This window comes from Pseudoalteromonas sp. PSi26, from assembly GCF_054960575.1.
The window spans coordinates 1-20574 of record NZ_JBHNYT010000025.1 but is presented as its reverse complement, the minus strand read 5'-3'; the positions used below and the strand labels follow the sequence as shown (position 1 = coordinate 20574).

The window sequence follows — 20574 nt, the reverse complement described above, 5'->3', positions numbered from 1 at the left end:
TTCCAAATATGGGGCGCAAATACGTGTGCAAAAATGGCGAAGCCGCGCACGTGTTTGCGTCCCAGCGAGCGACAGCGAGTGCCATAATTTGTTTGTTAGGTGCATTCACAAAATAGCCTCAAATATTAAGTAAGCGTTGGTAAAGCAGATTAAAACTCCTATGATGATCATAGTATTTGGAGGCAGCAGCTCTCTTTGAGAACCTAAGCTATTTTTAGCACTCCTGCCTCGGAAGATAAGGTATACACCAACCAAAATAACGATACATTTGATTATAATATCGGCGAGGACATAAGAATCCATCCAAGTTCATTCCTGATAGTTAATAAAGTGAAAGTTACTGGAATATTCCATTAAAGCACATAACGCCTTAATAAGCGGCAGGCGAAGCAAAGTCCGCTTAATTAACTTGTTAGGAGAATATTTATGGACATAGCACAGATAATTACCCATAGAGACAGTCTGGTGCACGAAATAGAGTGTCGTGATGGTATTACTTACTATGAAGAACACCCATTAGGTATTGGGTTTATAGACCTCTTACGTAAGCAGGTAGTTTTGTATGAGAGGTTAATTAACTCTGTGTAAACCGCCAGAAGCTATCACTTTCTTTAGAGTGTTAATTTCATCACTAAGGATTTTCAAATTCTTCATCTGGGTTACCTTTTCATCTTCATCTTTAGGAGAGTAAAGTAGAGTAGCATCTCTATGGTTTTCTAATTCAGAAAGCCTTAGTTTAAGTTCTTGTACAGAAGGTACATCCATTTTGAAATTCCTTATTTCTTAAGTGGTGAACAGTATAAAGGAGCTAGAGGTAAAACTCTAGTCTCCTAACAACTTTATCAGAGGACACTTTCCTCTTTTTATGAGCAATGTATGTCCCCTTAATTATTTTTAATATTAATAACAAATCCTGTAACACATTGCCAGCTTTAAACTTTAAGTCAGGCTGTTCTTTTATTAAAATGCAGAAAAGAGGAAAACGTCCTCATTTCTTGACTTAGGAGGAAAAACACCAATACTGTATATAAATACAGTTAAATAAGGTTTAAAATGAAAACTAAGTCTCCTTTCCTTAATAGTATTATCAACTATATGTATAGCCATCACTATGCTAAAAAATCTATTGAAACTTATGTATTTTGGATTACTGCCTATATCCATTTTCATAATAAGCGACACCCTACCAGCATGGGCAATAATGAAGTAGAAGTATTTTTAAATCACTTAACAGTTACTAAAAAAGTGGCAGCGAGAACACAAGCAACCGCTTTAAATGCACTTGCTTTTTTATATAAACATATTATTAAGAATGAGCTTTCATTAGATTTAAATTTCGTTAAAAGTAACCGCCAACAGAAGCTTCCTGTCGTACTTACACAAACTGAGGTATCGCTACTTTTTAGAAATATAAATAAGCGACATTATTTGATAGCAAGCCTGCTATATGGAAGTGGTTTACGGCTGATGGAAGCAGTAAAAATAAGAGTTCAAGATATTGATTTCGAGTATAAAAATATACGTATATGGAACGGTAAGGGTAATAAAAATCGTATTGTGACACTTGCTGAAGAATTAATACCAATGCTAAGAAATCAAATAATTCAAGTTGATGAATATTTACAGTTAGATTTAAAAAATGATGCGTACGCCGGTGTATGGATGCCTCATCGACTTAGTAAAAAATACCCAAATGCTAATAAGTCATTACAATGGCAGTTTCTGTTCCCATCACATAAATTAAGTACAGACCCTGAAACAGGAGAAATAAGACGTCACCACTTAGATCGTTCAGGGGTAAGAAAGGCAGTTAAACTGTCTTCAACAAAAGCTGAAATTAATAAACACGTTACCCCACATACTTTACGTCACTCTTTCGCTACGCATTTGCTGCAAAGCGGCGCTGATATCCGCACAGTACAAACACAGTTAGGCCACAGTGACATACGTACTACACAGATTTATACGCATGTTTTACAACAAGGTGCTAACGGGGTTGTTAGCCCTTTTTCAAGATTATAAATCTTCCCTATTCAAAACAAAAAAGCACAGCCCACAAGCGCCATGCTTTTTAAATTCAAGCGTAAAAAACTTAATTTACAAACGAATACCGCCGTCTATTTCAACCACCCGGCCGGTGAAAAAGTCGTTTTCGATTATGTACTGTGCAGTATGGGCTATTTCGTCGCTTTCGCCTAATCGTCCTACGGGTGTTACTGCAAGCATGCGCTGTTTTGCTTCAGGTTTCATGGCGTCGGTCATGGCGGTGCTAATAACACCTGGTGCAATAGCGCCTACGCGTATACCAAAACGGCCAAGCTCTTTAGCCCATGTGGTGGTAAGTGCCACTACGCCTGCTTTTGATGCCGCGTAGTTTGTTTGCCCAATATTACCCGCGCGCGCTACGCTCGACATGTTTACAATTACCCCGCCTTTACCTGATTCAATCATGTGGCTTGCAGCTTCGCGCCCTGCCAAAAATACGCCAGTGAGGTTTACATCAATCACTGATTGAAATTGATCAAGCGACATTTTTTTAACCACTTTGCCGTCTTTGGCTTTTATAAACATGCCATCGCGTAAAATGCCGGCGTTGTTGATAAGTACACCAATGTAGCCAAAGTCGTTGTTGATGGTATTAAATACGTTTTCTACTTCGCTGTCTGCGGTTACGTTTGCAGCGTAGCCTTTTATAGTGCCAGATACACCTTCAAGCTGTGTTAGCTGCTCGCACGCTGTATTTAATAGATCTTGCGCCATATCAATTAACGCAATGTTAGCGCCCATTAAGGCAAACTTTTGCGCCATTGCAAAACCTAAACCTTGTGCGCCACCGGTAATAACTACGGTATTATTTTTGATTTCCACAATACTTTCCTACTTTGAAAACAATTTAAATATGGCACTAAAATCATCACTGCCTGCACCTTGGTGCTGGAGCATGGTGTACAAGTTTTTTGCCATAGAACCCATAGGGGTTGATGAATTACTTTGTTGTGCGGCTTCCATGGCAAGGCCTAAGTCTTTTGCCATTAAATCGACCATAAAGCCTGGCTTATAATTATTACTAGCCGGTGCTGTTTCCATTACATCAGGACACGGATTATAAAGCTCAAGCGTCCAGTTACGACCAGAACTTGCGGTCATAATGTCGCTAAGTACTTTTGGATCTAACCCATTGTTAATACCCATTTGAATTGCTTCACTTGTGCCTGCCATTAATATGCTAAGCAGCATGTTGTTGCATATTTTAGCAACTTGGCCTGCACCAATATCGCCTGCATGGAATATGTTTTTACCCATATCTACCAATACGGTGTGTGCTTTTTCAAATGCTGTTTGTTCACCACCTACAATAAAGGTCAACGTGCCAGCCGCTGCACCTGCAACACCGCCTGATACTGGTGCATCTACAAAGCTAATGCCCTGCTCGCCAAGTGCGCTGCCAACCACACGGGCCGACTCTGCATCTATTGTGGAGCAATCAATCACTAAGGTGTTTTTACTAAGCACATTAATCAAACCGCTATCGTCGTTATTGCCTAAATAAAGCGATTTAACATTCTTGCCTGCTGGCAACATACTAATAAGTATATCGGCATTGGTTGCGCATGCTTTTGCATTTTCAGCTACGTGTGCACCTTTGCTTGCAAGTTCATTTAAGACCGACTGGTTTAAATCGAATGCCGTAACACTGTGGCCGGCTTTAATTAAGTTAGCCGCCATTGGGCCGCCCATATTTCCTAAACCGATAAAACCAATGTTAAGTTTACTCATCGTCTTTCCTTTATTTTTGTGTTGCCGTGTTTAGGTCATCAAGTGGGTGGTTTTCGCCGAATCTGTTAGCAAAAAAGCTCTCTATTATTTTTTGTGGTACATCACTAAGTGTTTTGTATTGCCAATCAGGCGCGCCGTCTTTATCTATTAATAGCGCTCTTACGCCTTCTTGAAATTCGCCAACTTCACCGGCTCTAACCGACATACCTAGTTCCATTTTAAAACAGTCTAAAAGGCTTTTATCTTTACTTACTTTTAGCTGCTCACTGACTAACGCACAGCTTAGTGGGCAACCATGTTTTAACGATTTTTGCGCACGTTGCAACCACTTATCGTCGGTGTTCAAATTTAATAAGTAATCTACTTGTTGTTGTAAAGTACTTAAATCACCTAATTGTTGAATGGTGTCTAAATTAGCCTTAATGTTGCCTTTTGGCATATCTGCAGACTGCGCGTTTAACTCATTCAATAAATTAGTTAATACCGTGTGGTTGTCGCTTGGATTATTAGCCCAGCTGGTAGCTAAAATAGTATTTAGCATAGTGTTATATAAACTGCTGTCGATAAAGTGATCGGCAAGCGATACAAAACATGCATCATCGCAATTAATAGACGCTGACGTTAATCCTAAAAACAAGCCAACACTTTTAGGCATGTTGTGCAAAAAATGGCTGCCGCCAACATCGGGGTATAACCCTATTGTTTGTTCTGGCATGGCTATACGTGAAGTTTCGGTAACAACACGGTGGCTTGCGCCAGCCATTAGCCCTAATCCGCCGCCCATTACAATTCCGTTACCCCAAACAAGAATAGGTTTAGCGTAGGTGTGTATTAGGTAGTCAAGCTTATATTCTTGTGTAAAAAAATCTTCAACTAAACTTGTGGGCTCACCTTGTGCCATTGCATGATACAAGCTAACTACATCGCCACCTGCGCAAAACGCTTTGTCCCCTGCGCCTTTTAAAATAACCATTGCGATGGCATCGTCGTTTGCCCATGCCTTTAATCGAGGAGTAAGCAATTTGATCATGTTAAAATTTAGGGCATTTAACGACTTAGGTGCGTTAAGTGTAATAAGCCCAATTAAACGGCCATTGGCCCCGGTTGCCGTCTCAAAAAGTACCGAATCATCCGCTTTATTTAATAAGGTTAAATTACTCATTAGCCATTGACCCATTTTGCTTTTCGTTTTTCTAAAAAGGCATTAACGCCTTCTTTTTGATCGTCAGTATCAAATAAACCAACGAACAGTTCGCGCTCTAATGGTAAAACGCTCGCCATGGGTTGGTGGCGCCCTTTTTGAATCAATGTTTTACATGCCGCAACCGAGCTAGGGCTTTGCTCGCTTACTTGGTTTGCAAGATTAAGCGCGGCAGCAAAACTCTCACCTTGGCCAACAACCTCTTCGACTAATCCAATGTGCAGTGCTTTATCAGCTTTTAAGCGCTCGCCGCACAAAATCATGCGTTTAGCCCAGCCTTCGCCCACTAACCATGCTAAATTTTGCGTGCCACCTGCACACGGTAATAAGCCGACTTTTGCCTCAGGAAGTGCCATTTGTGCTTGTTGTTCAGCAATGCGTATATCACACGCTAAAGCGACCTCTAAACCGCCGCCCATGGCGTACCCGTTTATTGCTGCAACCGACACACCCCTAAAGTTAATCAATGCTTCAAATGCTTCGCCGAATACACGTGACATGTCTGCAGCGATGCCTTTATCCCCACTTGCAAATACATTGAGGTCGGCGCCTGCGCTAAAAAATTTTTCGCCTTCACCGGTTAGTACTAACGCATAAATATTTTTATCATTATTAAGCGCATTAACTTTATTTTTTAAATCAATTAACGTGTCTTTTGTCCAGGTATTCGCTGGCGGGTTAGACATAGTTAAAATAGCAATATGGCCTTCGGTTGTTAACTCAATGCTTGGTTTTGATTCAGACATACCGTGCTCCTTATAATATTTCGCTTGCTGATTCAGCTAAAATTCGACGCGCAATAATCACACGCATTATTTCGTTTGTGCCTTCAAGTATTTGATGAACGCGCACGTCACGTACGTGGCGTTCTAATGGGTATTCTTTTATGTAACCATAACCACCATGTATTTGAAGTGCTTCATTACACACTGTAAAACCAACATCGGTTGCAAAGCGTTTGGCCATAGCACAATAAGTGGTTTTTTCGCTGTCACCCGTATCAAGTTTAAATGCCGCAAGCCTTACCATTTGGCGAGCAGCTACAAGCTCTGTGTTCATATCAGCAATTTTAAATTGTAACGCTTGAAAAGCAGCCAGCGGTTTACCAAATTGTGAGCGTTCTTTTAAATATTCGCGTGCTGTATTTAAAGCGGCCTGTGCTGTACCAATTGAGCAGGTAGCAATATTAATTCGCCCGCCATCAAGGCCTTGCATTGCAAACTTAAAACCTTCGCCTTCAGCCCCTAGTAAGTTATGTGCTGGAATACGAACATCTTCAAAGCTAATTAAGCGTGTAGGCTGTGCATTCCAACCCATTTTTTCTTCTGCTTTGCCATATTCAACCCCTTTTGCATCGGCTGGTACAACAAACGCAGAAATACCCGCAGCGCCTTCGCCACCAGTACGCGCCATGACCACTAGCACTTCGGTTTCGCCTGCGCCCGATATAAACATTTTAGAACCGTTAATAACGTATTCGTCGCCATCGCGTACTGCTTTTGTTTTAAGTGAAGCTGCATCTGAACCAGAACCAGGCTCGGTTAAGCAGTATGATGCTAATAACTCACCCATAACTAATTGGTCTACATATTGATCTTTTATTGCGTCTGTTCCAAAACTTGCAACCATCCAGGTAGCCATATTGTGAATAGTGAGCATTGCAGTGGTTGCCGTACAGCCTAGCGCAAGCTGCTCAAAAATAATGCTTGAGTCTAAACGTGATAAACCAAGGCCACCTGCTTCTTCTGGTGTGTATAACCCACAAAAGCCTAACTCACCGGCTGCTTTTATCGTATCTTTAGGAAAAATATGTTCGCGATCCCATTTAGCCGCATGAGGTGCAAGCTCTGACTCGGCAAATTGGCGAGCAGTTTGTGCAAAGGCTTGTTGGTCTTCTGATAAGTTAAAGTCCATGGTAGACCTCTTTAGTTGTGTGTTGTCGGTTTTCCCGTATTGGGATTGTGAGTGAAGAGCGGCGAAGGCATATTTATGTGTGTGAAAAACCTTCGCGCCCGTCTTTGTTATTATTTTTGTGTGTGTTTATTAATTATTTTAAGTTAATGCTCATATTTGGGCCTGACGCTATATCGTCTTCAAACCAACGTGAGGTAATGGTTTTTGTTTCTGTGTAAAAACGAATACCTTGCTTACCATATGTATGAGTATCGCCATAAAAAGAGCCTTTCCAGCCCGTAAATGAGAAAAACGGCAGTGGCACCGGAATTGGCACATTAATACCAACTTGGCCAACTTCAATTTCGTGCTGAAATTTACGTGCAACTGCACCGCTTGAAGTAAATAGTGAAGTACCATTGCCGTATGGGCTTTCGTTAATTAGGGCGATGGCTTCTTCTAATGTGTCTACAAACATACACGCTAAAACAGGCCCAAAAATCTCTTCTTTGTAGAGGTCCATTTCTTTTGTAACGTCTGTAAATAAAGTTGGGCCAACCCAGTTACCTTGCTCGTAACCTTCTACGGTAAAGTCAGAGCCATCAATTAAACAGGTCGCGCCTTGTTTTTTACCGCTTTCAATAAGCGATAAAATTCGCTCTTTTGCTGCTTTTGACGTTTGTGGGCCGTAGGCTGCGTCTTTGTCATCCCATAAACCTGGGCGTACTTTTTCAAAGCCAGCTTTTATTTCATCTACCCATTCACTCGCTTGACCAACAAATACAGCAACCGAAATTCCCATACAACGTTGCCCTGCAGCACCAACAGATGCACCAACCAAGTTATTGACAACATGAGACTTACTCGCATCAGGCATAATAACCATATGGTTTTTTGCGCCCACACACGCTTGTACACGTTTAAGGTTTTGTGTGCCTTTAGAGTATATGTACGCACCTACACCACACGAACCTACAAACGAAATAGCACGAACGGCTTTATCTTCTAATAACCGGTCTACCTGCGGTTTTGTACCATGTACAATTTGCAGAACGCCTTTAGGTGCACCCGCTTCAATAAATAGCTCAGCTAAACGCATTGGTGTTAATGGGTCTTGCTCTGATGGTTTTAATATAAATGTGTTACCACATACTATTGCCAGCGGAAACATCCAAAGTGGGATCATCGCCGGAAAGTTAAACGGCGTAACACCCGCACATACACCTAATGGTTGCATGTATGAATATGTATCGATTTTACGCGCTACGTTTTCCATTGTTTCGCCCATCATCAGCGAAGGCGCATTTGCAGCTTGTTCTACAACTTCTATGCCACGCCATACATCGCCTTTTGCATCTTCAAAGGTTTTGCCTAATTCGTGACAGATAATAGTGGCTAGCTCGTCATGGTGTTCTTTTAAAAGCGCGGCGTATTTCATCATAATGCGGGCACGCTCAGTAATTGGCACATCTTTCCATGTTTTAAATGTTTCAGAGGCTGAAGCAATGGCTGCATCCATTTCTGCATCGGTGCTACAAGGAACCTGTGCTAAAACCTCTTGGTTTGCTGGGTTTATAACATCGATTAACTCTTTTGAAGCCGATTGAATAAATTCGCCATCTATTAATAGTGGAACTTGGTGCATGGTTAAATCCTATTGTATTAGTGTGTTAGTTTTAAAAATAACGCAGCTTTATTATTGTTATGTTGCTGCGTATTTTTAATGTGATTGGTACTTAGTAAGCTTCTACTGCCATTGCAACGGCTTCACCGCCACCAATACATAAAGAAGCAACGCCTTTTTTAAGGCCTCGGTTTTTAAGAGCGTGAATAAGCGTAACCAAAATACGAGCGCCACTGGCACCAATTGGGTGGCCAAGTGCACACGCTCCACCGTTAACATTCACTTTGCTTTCGTCAAGCTTAAGCTCGTTTATTGCAAGCATTGTTACCATGGCAAACGCTTCATTAATTTCCCAAAGGTCAACGTCATCCGCTGTCCAACCTGCTTTTTCGAGCACATTGTTCATCGCGCCTACTGGCGCTACCGTAAATTCGCTCGGTTTTTGAGAATGTGTGCTGTGCGCTACAATTTTACAAAGGGGTGTTAAACCGTGTGCTTTTGCTTTTGACTCAGTCATTAAAACGAGGGCTGCGCCACCATCCGAAATAGATGATGAGTTAGCAGCTGTTATAGTGCCGTCTTTTTTAAAGGCTGCACGTAAACTTGGGATTTTTTCAGGCCGCGCATTACCTGGTTGCTCATCAACCGATACAGTGACATCGCCTTTTCGTGTTTGAATTGTGTGCGGTGCTATTTCGTTTTCAAAGCTGCCGTTTGCAATTGCGGCATTAGCTTTACTTAATGAGTTGAGTGCAAAATTATCCATTTGCTCACGGCCAATGCCATATTCGTCGGCGGTATCTTGTGCAAAACAGCCCATGGCTTTGTTGTCGTATGCATCTTCAAGGCCATCGCTCATCATGTGATCTTTGATTTCGCCATGGCCCATTCGCATTCCGCCACGCGCTTTTGGAATAAAGTAAGGGGCGTTGGTCATGCTTTCCATACCACCAGCAATAGCTGTTTGTATAGAGCCGGCTTTAATTAAATCGTTAGCAAGCATGGCGGCTTTTAAACCTGAACCACATACTTTATTAATGGTGGTAGCACCCGTGCTTAAAGCTAGCCCTGCTTTTAACATGGCTTGACGAGCTGGCGCTTGACCTAAACCAGCAGGGAGTACACAGCCCATAATTACTTCGTCAATTGCATCGGTTTTTAAACCAGTTTGCGCTAATGCACTTTTAATAGCCGTTGCACCTAATTCAGTAGACTGAGCATCGCTTAGCGCGCCCATAAAGCCACCCATAGACGTACGTTTTGCTGCTACAATTACCACTGATTCTAAAGACATAGCTAACTCCATTGTATTTAAGGGTAAATAGTTGTTAGAATATTTACTCTATTAATTGTGTTTTAAATTATTATTTAATAAGCATACACAATACTAACGTTTACGCTAACGTCAACTAAAAACAGTTAAAATTATACTTTTTAAACTGTAAGGTTTCTTTGCCACTTTTAGTTAACGCAATACCCACTTGCATTAAGTATTTGTAATTTAATTATTTAAATTACATTTACTGCTAACCACTCCGTTTGTGTTTATTTCATATCAGCCAGCGCTTTACCTTTACGTAAACTTCACTTATATTGGGGTTATTCGAATGAGGTAAATACAACTATGAAACCAGATAATCAAACAAACTTTGCAAGTTCTGCCACTATACCTACCAGTAATGAACAAACTTTCAGCATTAGCGATTTAGCTAAAGAGTTTGACATTACAACGCGCTCTATACGCTTTTACGAAGACCAAGGGCTTTTATCACCCGATCGTAATGGCCAAACCCGTATTTATTCTAAGCGCGACAAAGTACGACTAAAGCTTATATTACGTGGTAAACGTTTAGGCTTTACGCTTGCCGAAACAGGCCGTTTGTTTGAATTGTATGACGCTGATAAATCAAGCGCTAAACAGCTAGTCACAATGCTTGATCTGATTTCAGAGAAAAAAGCCGACCTTTCGCAACAAATGGACGACATTAAAGTTGTTTTAATGGAACTCGTTACCGCGGAAAGACGCTGTAGAGACACACTTAATAAAATAGACGAGTAGTTTATTTTTAAAATAAAAACACACTGATAACACACACTCACACAGGAATGAATCATGAGCACTATTTCACTTTATAAAGAGATGAACTTTGGTCTTGGCGAAACCGCCGATATGATCCGCGACCATGTAAATAGTTTTTCAAGCCAAGAAATTGCGCCACTAGCTGAACAAACCGACATTGACAATACATTTCCAAATCAACTGTGGTCGCAAATGGGCGAAATGGGCGTGTTAGGCATGACCGTTCCTGAAGAGTTTGGTGGTGCGGGCTTAGGCTACTTAGAGCACGTAATTGCAATGGAAGAAATTAGCCGCGCAAGTGCGTCTATTGGCTTGAGCTACGGTGCGCATTCAAACCTGTGTGTTAATCAAATCAACCGTAATGGTTCACAAGCACAAAAAGAAAAATACCTACCAAAACTTATCAGCGGTGAACATATTGGTGCACTAGCAATGAGTGAGCCAAATGCGGGTTCGGACGTGGTATCGATGAAACTTAAAGCTGAGAAAAAAGGCGATAAGTACATTTTAAACGGTAACAAAATGTGGATCACCAATGGCCCGGATGCAGACACTCTGGTTATTTACGCTAAAACTGATTTAAACGCCGGCGCTAAAGGCATAACAGCATTTATTGTGGAAAAGACGTTCCCTGGTTTTTCAACCGCACAAAAGCTCGACAAATTGGGGATGCGTGGGTCAAACACCTGTGAGTTAGTATTTGAAAACTGCGAAGTACCAGAAGAAAATATTTTAGGTAACCTCAACGAAGGCGTAAAAGTACTTATGAGCGGTCTAGATTACGAGCGTGTTGTACTTGCCGCGGGCCCGCTTGGTATTATGCAAGCGTGTATGGATATAGTAGTGCCTTACATTCATGAGCGTAAGCAGTTTGATACCCCAATTGGGCAATTTCAGCTTATTCAAGGCAAAGTTGCCGACATGTACACACAAATGAACGCTGCCCGTTCATACGTTTACACGGTAGCTAAAGCTTGTGACCGCGGTGAAACCACACGTAAAGATGCCGCGGGTGCCATTTTATACGCCGCCGAACTGGCAACCAAAATGGCGCTTGATGCGATTCAAATTCTTGGGGGTAACGGCTACATAAACGAATACGCAACCGGCCGATTACTTCGTGACGCTAAACTATACGAAATTGGCGCCGGCACGTCTGAAATTCGCCGCATGCTAATTGGCCGCGAACTATTCACTGAAAGCCGTTAAGGATTAGATTATGACGATTTTAAAATCGAGCGTTAATCCACACGATCCTACTTTTGTGCAAAATCATAAAAACATGTCAGCGTTAGTGGATGATTTACGCGATAAAGTTGCCACAATAAGCTTAGGTGGTGGTACTGCTTTAAAAGAGCGCCATGAAGGTCGTGGAAAATTATTTGTACGCGACCGTATTAGTACACTAATTGACGAAGGTTCACCATTTTTAGAAATTTCTCAATTCGCTGCATTTGGCGTCTATGAGCAAGCAATCCCGTGCGCAGGTGTCGTAGCTGGTATTGGCCGTGTAAAAGGCATTGAATGCATGATCATTGCAAACGATGCCACGGTTAAAGGCGGCACCTACTTTCCGCTTACAGTTAAAAAGCATTTACGAGCACAAGATATTGCAGAACGATGCCATTTACCATGTATTTATTTGGTTGATTCTGGCGGTGCTAACCTACCTGAGCAAGATGATGTATTTCCCGATAAATTACATTTTGGGCGTATTTTTTACAATCAAGCTCGAATGTCAGGTAAAGGTATTCCTCAAATTGCGGTGGTCATGGGGTTATGTACTGCTGGTGGTGCTTATGTACCAGCTATGGCAGATGAAAGTATTATTGTAAAAGAACAAGGCACCATATTTTTAGCAGGCCCGCCGCTTGTAAAAGCTGCAACGGGTGAAGAAGTAACGGCCGAAGAACTTGGTGGTGCAGACGTTCATTGTAAAATATCAGGGGTGGCTGATCACTTTGCCGAAAATGACGAGCATGCGCTGTCTATTGCACGCCAATGTATTGAGCGTATTAACTATACATGCCCTACTGCGCCGTTATTAAAAGATATAAAAGCGCCTCGGTACGATATAAATGAACTGTACGGCATTGTGGGTACCGATCTTAAAAAACCATTTGATGTACGCGAAGTCATTGCCCGAACGGTAGATGATTCATCGTTTGATGAATTTAAACGCTACTTTGGCGAAACACTCGTAACGGGCTTTGCAAGCATTTACGGTAACCCTGTTGGCATAGTGGCTAATAACGGCATTTTATTCAGCGAGTCTGCTCAAAAAGGCGCACACTTTATTCAACTGTGTGCACAACGCAATATCCCACTGGTTTTTTTACAAAATATTACCGGCTTTATGGTAGGTAAAAAATACGAAGCCGAAGGCATTGCTAAACACGGCGCAAAAATGGTTATGGCAGTATCGTGTGCTGACGTTCCAAAATTCACAGTATTAATTGGCGGCTCTTATGGCGCTGGTAACTACGGTATGTGTGGCCGCGCATTTGAGCCCACCATGATGTGGATGTGGCCTAATGCCCGTATTTCAGTCATGGGCGGCGAGCAAGCAGCTGGTGTTATGGCCCAAGTTAAGCAAGACGGCTTAGCACGCAAAGGACAAAGTATGACCGATGAGCAAATTAGCGAGTTTAAAAAGCCAATTATCGACCAGTACGAAGAGCAAGGCCACCCTTATTATGCCAGCGCGCGTTTGTGGGACGATGGCATTATTGACCCTGCCGACACACGTAACGTATTAGGGCTTGCATTGTCGGCTGCTAAAAATGCACCAGCGCAAGACTCTCAATTTGGCGTATTTAGAATGTAACGGAGCGCAGTAAATGTCAGTAACACTACTAATAACAAAATCTAATGTGGCTGTACTTGTTTTAAGCCGCCCTGAAAAAAGAAACGCATTTAATAGCGAAGTAATACACAAATTAATTCAATGTATTGAACATGCTAATACGCTTGATATAAAAGCACTCGTATTAAAAACAGAAGGCAAACACTTTTCAGCCGGAGCAGACTTAGCATGGATGAAGTCCATGGCTGACAATGATTATGCTGATAACCTTGCTGATTCAATGCAACTTGCAAAACTAATGCACGTATTAGCTACAAGCCCACACCCTACTGTATGTGCTGTGCAAGGCGCTGCATTTGGTGGCGCATTAGGTTTAATAGCCTGTTGCGATATTGCACTAAGTAAAGATGATGCTCAGTTTTGCTTAAGTGAAGTGAAGCTTGGACTTATTCCTGCAGTTATTAGCCCTTATGTAATTAAAGCCATAGGTGAGCGTGCTGCTCGTAGATATTTTTTAACAGCCGAGGTGTTTGATGCCCACACAGCCAAACAACTTGGGTTAGTTCATCAAGTAACCGGCAATTTAGACTGTGCGCTTGATAACATGCTGCAAACTCTGATTGATAACGGCCCAGTTGCAGTTAAAGCTGCTAAAGCTTTAATTAATGATGTGGCAAACAAGCCTATTAGTGAACAACTTATTGAGCTTACGGCCGAACGTATTGCAAAGATTCGCGTATCTGATGAAGGCCAAGAAGGGCTTAGTGCCTTTTTTGATAAACGCCCACCCGCTTGGCAACTGTAGGATTAATTATGAACACACACACTTTAAAAAAGATACTCATTGCCAACCGAGGTGAAATTGCGTGCCGTATCATGCGCAGTGCAAAGCAAATGGGGTTAACGACTGTAGCCCTTTATTCTGACGCCGATAAGCACGCACAACACGTAAAAATGGCTGATGAGGCATACCATATTGGGCCTGCGCCCAGTAAAGACTCGTACCTTGTAACCGATAAAATTTTACAAGTAGCAAAAAATAGTGGTGCAGATTGTATTCACCCTGGGTATGGTTTTTTATCTGAAAACAGCGAGTTTGCTAAAGCCTGTGAGGCTAACAACATTGCGTTTATTGGCCCACTTGCAAGCAGCATAGAAGCCATGGGATCTAAAACCCGCGCTAAAGAAATAATGGCTGAAGCAAATGTACCGTTAGTGCCAGGCTATTATGGTGATAATCAAGACCCTGCCTTTTTACAATCTGAGGCCGAAAAAATTGGCTATCCCGTACTGATTAAAGCGGCTTTTGGGGGCGGTGGTAAAGGTATGCGCGTTGTTGAGCAAGCTAAAGATTTTATGACTGCTCTTGAAGGCGCACAGCGTGAAGCCATTGCAGGATTTGGTAACGACTTAGTGCTACTAGAGCGCTATGTAAACCAACCTCGCCACGTTGAAGTGCAGGTATTTGCAGATAACCACGGTAACTGTGTTTATTTAGGTGATAGAGATTGTTCTTTACAACGTCGTCATCAAAAAGTAATTGAAGAAGCGCCAGCTCCGGGTTTAAATGACACATTACGAAAAGAAATGGGTGAAGCCGCAGTACGTTGTGCTCTGGCTATAAATTACCGTGGTGCAGGTACTGTTGAGTTTTTATTATGTGGCGATGAGTTTTTCTTTATGGAAATGAACACACGCCTACAAGTAGAACACCCAGTGACCGAAATGGTTACTGGCGTTGATTTAGTAAACTGGCAAATAAATATTGCTGGCGGACTTCCCCTTCCTTTAGCCCAAGAAGATATTCAGCTACAGGGTCATAGTTTTGAAGCACGAATTTATGCCGAAGATCCTGCTAATGATTTTATACCTTGCTCAGGTACGATTGAGGCGATGCATACTCCAAACCAAAATGAGTTTGTACGTATTGATACAGGCATTGCACAAGGCGATGAAATCAGCCCCTATTACGACCCAATGATTGCAAAGCTTATAGTCCATGATGATAACCGCGAGCAAGCATTAGGGCGTTTACGCCAATCACTTAGTGAATTTCATTTAGCGGGTTTTAGTACCAACATTGGCTTTTTAAGTAACTTAGCTCATCACCCTACTTTTAATCAGGGCGCGCCAACTACACACTTTATTGCGGAGCAAGGCGACACTTTAGTTGCTGTTGATAGTGCGCTTTTACAATATAGTGAACTCATAGGTGCATTTGCGTACTTATGCTCTTTGAATAATAAGCAAAGCAATGGTAGCCCTTGGCAGCAACTTAGCGGATTTAACTTAAATTCTCCACGCATCATTAAAGTGCCCTTTAAAGATTTACAGCTGAGTGCAATAAAAACATCTGATGGATTTAACATTACCCATAACAACACGGTATTTAATCTTCAAGGGACAGTCATTAAAGGCGTTTGTACTGTATTTATTGATGGCAATAAACATACTGCGCACGTATCACACTGTAATGACACCATTACGGTTATGAATAAATCACTACAAATTAAGCTAGAACTCATTAATAAACATTACATAAGTTCACATGAAAGTGATGCCTTGCCACTAGCAGCACCACTCAATGGTACTGTGGTTAAACATTTGGTTAATGTAGGCAGTACGATTAGTAAAGGCGATCCTGTTGTGATCATTGAGGCTATGAAAATGGAATACACCCTCAATGCACCACACGATGGCATTTTACAAAGCTATTGTTTTGGTGAAGGTGAATTGGTATCACACGGTGCCCTACTCGCCATTGTTGAAGATACAACACAACAGGAAGGTGCCTAATGAGCACCTTTCCTAACTCAGTTCGTATTGTTGAAGTAGGCGCGCGTGACGGCCTACAAAACGAGAGCATAGTAACCACTCAAGATAAAATTTTGCTTATTAATGCCCTTGCACAAGCTGGTTTAAAAGATATAGAGGCCGGTGCATTTGTATCCCCTAAGTGGGTGCCGCAAATGGCTGACTCAGCAGATGTTATTAACGCACTTGACTTACCAAATGTTAATTTGAGTGCACTAACACCTAATTTAAAAGGTGCGCACGCTGCCCATAGTGCTGGTATTAAGGAATTTGCAATTTTTACCGCCGCTAGCGAGTCGTTTTGTAATAAAAATATCAACTGCTCAATTGACGAAAGTATCACGCGTTTCAGTGAAGTAATGAATTTTGCAAGAGAGCACAATATTCGTGTTCGTGGTTACGTAAGCTGTGTAGCTGGGTGTCCTTATGAAGGAGACATAGACCCCAAGGCTGTGCTTGACGTAACACAAAAGCTATTAGATTTGGGCTGTTACGAGGTAAGCCTTGGAGACACCATTGGTGTTGGCACGGCAAAAAAAGTAACTCAACTTATAGAATTACTATTAATGCATATAGATCGCAGCAAGCTTGCTGTGCATTTTCATGATACCTACGGACAAGCGCTTACAAATATTTACGCAGCACTAAGCCTAGGCATTTCAACGGTTGACGCCGCAGTTGCGGGCCTTGGTGGGTGCCCATATGCTAAAGGTGCGTCAGGAAATGTTGCCACTGAAGATGTAGTTTACTTACTGCAAGGGCTTGGCATTGAACACGGAATTGATTTACAAAGGTTAAGTGATGCTGGCTGGGAAATAACTAAAGCACTTGGTAAGCAACCTGTGAGCAAAGTATCTGTGGCACTACACACTAAATAACAATCTTATAAAATGATTATTCAAGATAGTTAACAACAAATAGCACACAATGAGGAGAGACTCATGGCCGGTTTTGATAAGGTAGTTGCAAGCTACGAAGCTGCAATGGAAGGATTAAAAGACGGTGATACCATTATTGCCGGTGGTTTTGGTTTATGTGGAATACCAGAAGGGTTAATAAAGCAAATTAAAAAGATGAACACAAAAGAGTTGACCGTTGTATCTAACAACTGTGGTGTTGATGATTTTGGTTTAGGTATTTTATTACAAGACAAACAAATAAAAAAAGTGATTGCCTCGTATGTAGGCGAAAACGCCCTTTTTGAGCAGCAATTACTAAGTGGTGAAATAGATGTTGAGCTAACACCTCAAGGCACACTAGCTGAAAAAATGCGAGCTGGTGGCGCGGGTATACCTGCGTTTTACACCGCCACCGGTTACGGTACTCCAATAGCTGAGGGCAAAGACGTAAAAGAATTTGATGGCCGCCCTTACATTTTAGAAGAGTCTATCACTGGTGAATTTGCCATTGTGAAAGCGTGGAAGGCTGACCGGTATGGAAACCTAGTATTTAGACATACCGCAATGAACTTTAACCCAATGGCTGCAACAGCAGGTAAAATTACTGTGGCAGAAGTGGAAGAAATCGTCGAGCCAGGTGAACTTGAACCAAGCCAAATCCACACCCCTGGCATTTATGTAAATCGCGTGATTAAAGGTAACTTTGAAAAACGCATTGAACGTGTAACAACACGAGATTAAGCAGGAGCATAATAATGGCATTATCACGTGAACAAGTTGCAATGCGTGTTGCGCAAGAGCTACAAGATGGCTACTACGTTAATTTGGGCATAGGAATTCCGACACTCGTCGCAAACTATGTACCTGATGATATTAAAGTTATGCTACAGTCAGAAAATGGCCTACTAGGAATGGGTCAATACCCGACTAAAGCAGAACTTGATGCTGATATGATTAATGCTGGTAAAGAAACCGTGACAGCAGCCACAGGTGCCGCCATATTTAATAGTGCAGATAGTTTTGCCATGATACGGGGTGGTCATGTAGACTTAACCGTTCTAGGTGCATTTGAAGTAGACCAAAATGGAAACATTGCATCTTGGATGATCCCCAAGAAGCTTATTAAAGGCATGGGTGGCGCAATGGATTTAGTCGCTGGCGCAAAAAATATAATAGTTACAATGACCCATGCTAGCAAACATGGTGAGTCTAAGTTACTAGAGTCCTGCAGTTTACCGCTAACCGGTGTTAATTGTGTGAAAAAGATAGTAACAGATTTAGCCGTTTTAGAAGTTAAAGACGGCGCATTCCATCTTATAGAGCGTGCACCCGGTGTATCTGTAGATGAAATCATTAGTAAAACAGCAGGTAAATTACTTGTTGACGGTGAAGTACCAGAAATGGTTTTATAAGCTTAGCTTATTTAGTTTCACCCTGTACCGGCCTCATTCCCAGTGCCAATGGCGCTGAGTTACCCAAAATCCCTCGAAAGAGGGATTTTTTTTGTCTTCAATGTTATTTTTTGGTTAATTAATACACGTTTAATAAAATTTTATCTATAGTAGATGCATAAATGCTGTGTTATTTGGCTAGAGTTATTGCACTATTTTGTCGTTATGATGCACCAAATTTGTGAAGTTACTCTATCAATAAAATTAAGTTATTGATAATATTGGCAAATAACATCTGGTTCGATTTTTGCCTATACAGGCAATCCTAACAATTAAATACTGGAACACATGCAAACTCCTATTCGTGGTCTTCGTTCTTTTTGCTTTGCAGCAAGAAGCCTTAGTTTTAAGCATGCAGCTAATGAGCTGTACTTAACGCCGTCGGCGGTAAGCCACCAAATAAAACAATTAGAAGAACAACTTGGTATAGAGCTATTTCATCGTAAAACTCGCTCTATAAGCCTAACGACGGCTGGAAAAAACTTTTTTGATGCGATCTCCCCTATTATTACCATGCTAGAGGGAACCATTAACGAGTTTAGTCAATTACAACAAAACACGAATATCACAATTACTCTGCCAGAATTTTTTGCCAGCGAATTGCTGATGCCAAAATTAAGTGAGTGGACTACTCAGCATCCAAATATAAATTTACAAATGGATACACTCAAAACACGCAAAGAACTTACCCGCCATAGTGATTTATCTATTGTGCTTTCGTCAAGTAAGCCAACGGAGGGTGCAGTGACTGAATTGTTTAATTTAGAATACATCCCTGCATGCAATAAAAAATTACTTGAACAGTGGAAAAAGAACGATTTACAAGCATTAAACCAAGTTCCTCTTATTCTCCATAAAGCCCGTCCTTGGGCTTGGCACCAGTGGGCTGAAAAAGTAGGCATAGATGACTTCTCGCCTACGCAGATTATTCAAATAGATAGTATGTTTGGTGTAGCACGAGCTGCACAGCAAGGTATGGGAATTGCGCTAATACCTTTACCAATAAGCCAAAGCTGGTTAGACGAGCAATGGTTGTATAAGTTATTTGAACAGCCATTAACAACAAAAGATAAATATTATTTGGTTCAACACGACTCAAATGTAGCCAACCACCCTCTAGATCTGTTTGCTAAATGGGTAGTTGATACTTTTAGAAAAACACAAGAACAATAATTTTTAGTTCACACTTAGTTAATTTATTTACTGTATAAATCATAAAAAATTCACATTAAATTAATGTAAAAGCCAACTTATTATCAATGAGTTGGCTTTTTTGTTCTTTAATTTTTATGGTTTAAATTTTTTCACTTATCAGTTTTATTTTTATCGTTTGTTTGAATTTAAGAAACAACATAAAGTCTATTTAACGAAAACATTTAATGACTAATTGAGTTGATATTTAAATAACTAAGTTTGAAACCAATTTAGTTTTTATGACTCAAATAAATGTAAAAAAGAATCTTTATATTGTGTGTGAAGATGTTGTCAGTGTGAAAAACAGTTCAAGTTAGGTGGTGACTTAGTTTGGGCTGTTTTTATTCTCTCCAACAGCCACATAATATTAAAATCTGCTTTTAGCAGTAAACGAATCTTTATTGTGTGTGAAGATGTTGTCAGTGTGAAAAGCAGTTCAAACTAGGTGGTGACTTAGTTTGGGCTGTTTTTATTCTCTCCAACGGCCACATAATATAAAAATCTGCTTTTAGCAGTAAACGAATCTTTATTGTGTGTGAAGATGTTGTCAGTGTGAAAAGCAGTTCAAATTAGGTGGTGACTTAGTTTGGGCTGTTTTTATTCTCTCCAACGGCCACATAATATAAAAATCTGCTTTTGGCAGTAAACGAATCTTTATTGTGTGTGAAGATGTTGTCAGTGTGAAAAGCAGTTCAAGTTAGGTGGTGACCTAGTTTGGGCTGTTTTTATTCCCTCCCAACGGCCACATAATATTAAAATCTGCTTTTAGCAGTAAACGAATCTTTATTGTGTGTGAAGATGTTGTCAGTGTGAAAAACAGTTCAAGTTGGGTGGT

General features: G+C 41.1%; 19 protein-coding genes. 11 read left to right on the top strand and 8 right to left on the bottom strand.

Annotation, left to right across the window (positions count from 1 at the left end):
- Positions 1-426: 426 nt before the first annotated feature.
- Positions 427-588: a hypothetical protein gene (locus ACFI34_RS18340; protein ID WP_462674531.1), complete on the top strand. Its 162-nt coding sequence runs from the start codon at positions 427-429 to the stop codon at positions 586-588.
- Here the strand turns inward: ACFI34_RS18340 and ACFI34_RS18335 are convergent.
- Positions 571-765 (bottom strand): hypothetical protein, encoded by a 195-nt coding sequence (locus ACFI34_RS18335; RefSeq protein ID WP_462674530.1) that lies wholly within the window; start codon positions 763-765, stop codon positions 571-573. The two genes, ACFI34_RS18340 and ACFI34_RS18335, sit on opposite strands and share 18 nt — an antisense overlap.
- Before the next feature lie 288 nt (positions 766-1053).
- Between ACFI34_RS18335 and ACFI34_RS18330 the strand changes: the two genes are divergently transcribed.
- On the top strand, positions 1054-2022 hold the full coding sequence (locus ACFI34_RS18330; RefSeq protein WP_462674529.1) for an integron integrase: 969 nt from the start codon (positions 1054-1056) through the stop codon (positions 2020-2022).
- Positions 2023-2097: 75 nt separating this feature from the next.
- On the opposite strand, the gene ACFI34_RS18325 is transcribed toward ACFI34_RS18330, so the two are convergent.
- From ACFI34_RS18325 to ACFI34_RS18295, 7 genes are all read right to left on the bottom strand, one after another.
- On the bottom strand, positions 2098-2868 hold the full coding sequence (locus ACFI34_RS18325) for an SDR family oxidoreductase (RefSeq protein ID WP_462674528.1): 771 nt from the start codon (positions 2866-2868) through the stop codon (positions 2098-2100).
- 9 nt (positions 2869-2877) lie between these two features.
- Positions 2878-3777 carry a 3-hydroxyisobutyrate dehydrogenase gene (gene mmsB, locus ACFI34_RS18320; RefSeq protein WP_462674527.1) on the bottom strand — a complete coding sequence of 300 codons (900 nt, stop codon included), beginning with the start codon at positions 3775-3777 and terminating at the stop codon, positions 2878-2880.
- A gap of 10 nt (positions 3778-3787) precedes the next feature.
- Positions 3788-4939 (bottom strand): enoyl-CoA hydratase/isomerase family protein, encoded by a 1152-nt coding sequence (locus ACFI34_RS18315; RefSeq protein WP_462674526.1) that lies wholly within the window; start codon positions 4937-4939, stop codon positions 3788-3790.
- Positions 4939-5724, bottom strand: a complete 786-nt coding sequence (locus ACFI34_RS18310; RefSeq protein WP_462674525.1) for an enoyl-CoA hydratase — start codon at positions 5722-5724, stop codon at positions 4939-4941. The genes ACFI34_RS18315 and ACFI34_RS18310 overlap by 1 nt, the downstream gene beginning before the upstream one ends.
- 10 nt (positions 5725-5734) lie before the next feature.
- Complete coding sequence (locus ACFI34_RS18305; RefSeq protein ID WP_243533593.1) at positions 5735-6892, bottom strand: acyl-CoA dehydrogenase family protein; 1158 nt, start codon at positions 6890-6892, stop codon at positions 5735-5737.
- Between the two features lie 133 nt (positions 6893-7025).
- Positions 7026-8516: a CoA-acylating methylmalonate-semialdehyde dehydrogenase gene (locus ACFI34_RS18300; RefSeq protein ID WP_462674524.1), complete on the bottom strand. Its 1491-nt coding sequence runs from the start codon at positions 8514-8516 to the stop codon at positions 7026-7028.
- Between the two features lie 91 nt (positions 8517-8607).
- Entirely contained in the window at positions 8608-9789 is a 1182-nt protein-coding gene (locus tag ACFI34_RS18295; protein ID WP_462674523.1) for a thiolase family protein, read from the bottom strand.
- 330 nt (positions 9790-10119) lie between these two features.
- Here ACFI34_RS18295 and ACFI34_RS18290 point away from each other — a divergent pair, with 330 nt between their 5' ends.
- The 9 genes from ACFI34_RS18290 (at position 10120) to ACFI34_RS18250 (ending at position 19718) form a co-directional block, all read left to right on the top strand.
- Complete coding sequence (locus ACFI34_RS18290; RefSeq protein ID WP_010557391.1) at positions 10120-10554, top strand: MerR family transcriptional regulator; 435 nt, start codon at positions 10120-10122, stop codon at positions 10552-10554.
- A gap of 54 nt (positions 10555-10608) precedes the next feature.
- On the top strand, positions 10609-11784 hold the full coding sequence (locus ACFI34_RS18285) for an isovaleryl-CoA dehydrogenase (protein WP_462674522.1): 1176 nt from the start codon (positions 10609-10611) through the stop codon (positions 11782-11784).
- Positions 11785-11794: 10 nt separating this feature from the next.
- A complete protein-coding gene (locus tag ACFI34_RS18280) occupies positions 11795-13402 on the top strand; it encodes a carboxyl transferase domain-containing protein (protein WP_462674521.1) in 1608 nt (535 codons plus the stop codon).
- 13 nt (positions 13403-13415) lie between these two features.
- Positions 13416-14186, top strand: coding sequence for an enoyl-CoA hydratase/isomerase family protein (locus ACFI34_RS18275; RefSeq protein ID WP_462674520.1), 771 nt, complete (start codon positions 13416-13418; stop codon positions 14184-14186).
- Positions 14187-14194: 8 nt separating this feature from the next.
- On the top strand, positions 14195-16177 hold the full coding sequence (locus ACFI34_RS18270; RefSeq protein ID WP_462674519.1) for an acetyl/propionyl/methylcrotonyl-CoA carboxylase subunit alpha: 1983 nt from the start codon (positions 14195-14197) through the stop codon (positions 16175-16177).
- Complete coding sequence (locus ACFI34_RS18265; RefSeq protein WP_462674518.1) at positions 16177-17073, top strand: hydroxymethylglutaryl-CoA lyase; 897 nt, start codon at positions 16177-16179, stop codon at positions 17071-17073. Before ACFI34_RS18270 ends, ACFI34_RS18265 begins: the two co-directional genes overlap by 1 nt.
- A 63-nt stretch (positions 17074-17136) precedes the next feature.
- Positions 17137-17835 (top strand): CoA transferase subunit A, encoded by a 699-nt coding sequence (locus ACFI34_RS18260; RefSeq protein ID WP_058403974.1) that lies wholly within the window; start codon positions 17137-17139, stop codon positions 17833-17835.
- Between the two features lie 14 nt (positions 17836-17849).
- Complete coding sequence (locus ACFI34_RS18255) at positions 17850-18506, top strand: CoA transferase subunit B (protein ID WP_462674517.1); 657 nt, start codon at positions 17850-17852, stop codon at positions 18504-18506.
- Between the two features lie 327 nt (positions 18507-18833).
- A complete protein-coding gene (locus ACFI34_RS18250) occupies positions 18834-19718 on the top strand; it encodes a LysR family transcriptional regulator (protein ID WP_462674516.1) in 885 nt (294 codons plus the stop codon).
- Positions 19719-20574: the final 856 nt, after the last annotated feature.

Excerpts from the sequence above, each read along its gene's own strand:
- ACFI34_RS18340 (WP_462674531.1), top strand. The coding sequence starts at position 427 with ATGGACATAGCACAGATAATTACCCATAGAGACAGTCTGGTGCACGAA.
- ACFI34_RS18335 (WP_462674530.1), bottom strand. The coding sequence starts at position 765 with ATGGATGTACCTTCTGTACAAGAACTTAAACTAAGGCTTTCTGAATTA.
- ACFI34_RS18330 (WP_462674529.1), top strand. The coding sequence starts at position 1,054 with ATGAAAACTAAGTCTCCTTTCCTTAATAGTATTATCAACTATATGTAT.
- mmsB (WP_462674527.1), bottom strand. The coding sequence starts at position 3,777 with ATGAGTAAACTTAACATTGGTTTTATCGGTTTAGGAAATATGGGCGGC.
- ACFI34_RS18315 (WP_462674526.1), bottom strand. The coding sequence starts at position 4,939 with ATGAGTAATTTAACCTTATTAAATAAAGCGGATGATTCGGTACTTTTT.
- ACFI34_RS18310 (WP_462674525.1), bottom strand. The coding sequence starts at position 5,724 with ATGTCTGAATCAAAACCAAGCATTGAGTTAACAACCGAAGGCCATATT.
- ACFI34_RS18305 (WP_243533593.1), bottom strand. The coding sequence starts at position 6,892 with ATGGACTTTAACTTATCAGAAGACCAACAAGCCTTTGCACAAACTGCT.
- ACFI34_RS18300 (WP_462674524.1), bottom strand. The coding sequence starts at position 8,516 with ATGCACCAAGTTCCACTATTAATAGATGGCGAATTTATTCAATCGGCT.
- ACFI34_RS18295 (WP_462674523.1), bottom strand. The coding sequence starts at position 9,789 with ATGTCTTTAGAATCAGTGGTAATTGTAGCAGCAAAACGTACGTCTATG.
- ACFI34_RS18290 (WP_010557391.1), top strand. The coding sequence starts at position 10,120 with ATGAAACCAGATAATCAAACAAACTTTGCAAGTTCTGCCACTATACCT.
- ACFI34_RS18285 (WP_462674522.1), top strand. The coding sequence starts at position 10,609 with ATGAGCACTATTTCACTTTATAAAGAGATGAACTTTGGTCTTGGCGAA.
- ACFI34_RS18280 (WP_462674521.1), top strand. The coding sequence starts at position 11,795 with ATGACGATTTTAAAATCGAGCGTTAATCCACACGATCCTACTTTTGTG.
- ACFI34_RS18275 (WP_462674520.1), top strand. The coding sequence starts at position 13,416 with ATGTCAGTAACACTACTAATAACAAAATCTAATGTGGCTGTACTTGTT.
- ACFI34_RS18270 (WP_462674519.1), top strand. The coding sequence starts at position 14,195 with ATGAACACACACACTTTAAAAAAGATACTCATTGCCAACCGAGGTGAA.
- ACFI34_RS18265 (WP_462674518.1), top strand. The coding sequence starts at position 16,177 with ATGAGCACCTTTCCTAACTCAGTTCGTATTGTTGAAGTAGGCGCGCGT.
- ACFI34_RS18260 (WP_058403974.1), top strand. The coding sequence starts at position 17,137 with ATGGCCGGTTTTGATAAGGTAGTTGCAAGCTACGAAGCTGCAATGGAA.
- ACFI34_RS18255 (WP_462674517.1), top strand. The coding sequence starts at position 17,850 with ATGGCATTATCACGTGAACAAGTTGCAATGCGTGTTGCGCAAGAGCTA.
- ACFI34_RS18250 (WP_462674516.1), top strand. The coding sequence starts at position 18,834 with ATGCAAACTCCTATTCGTGGTCTTCGTTCTTTTTGCTTTGCAGCAAGA.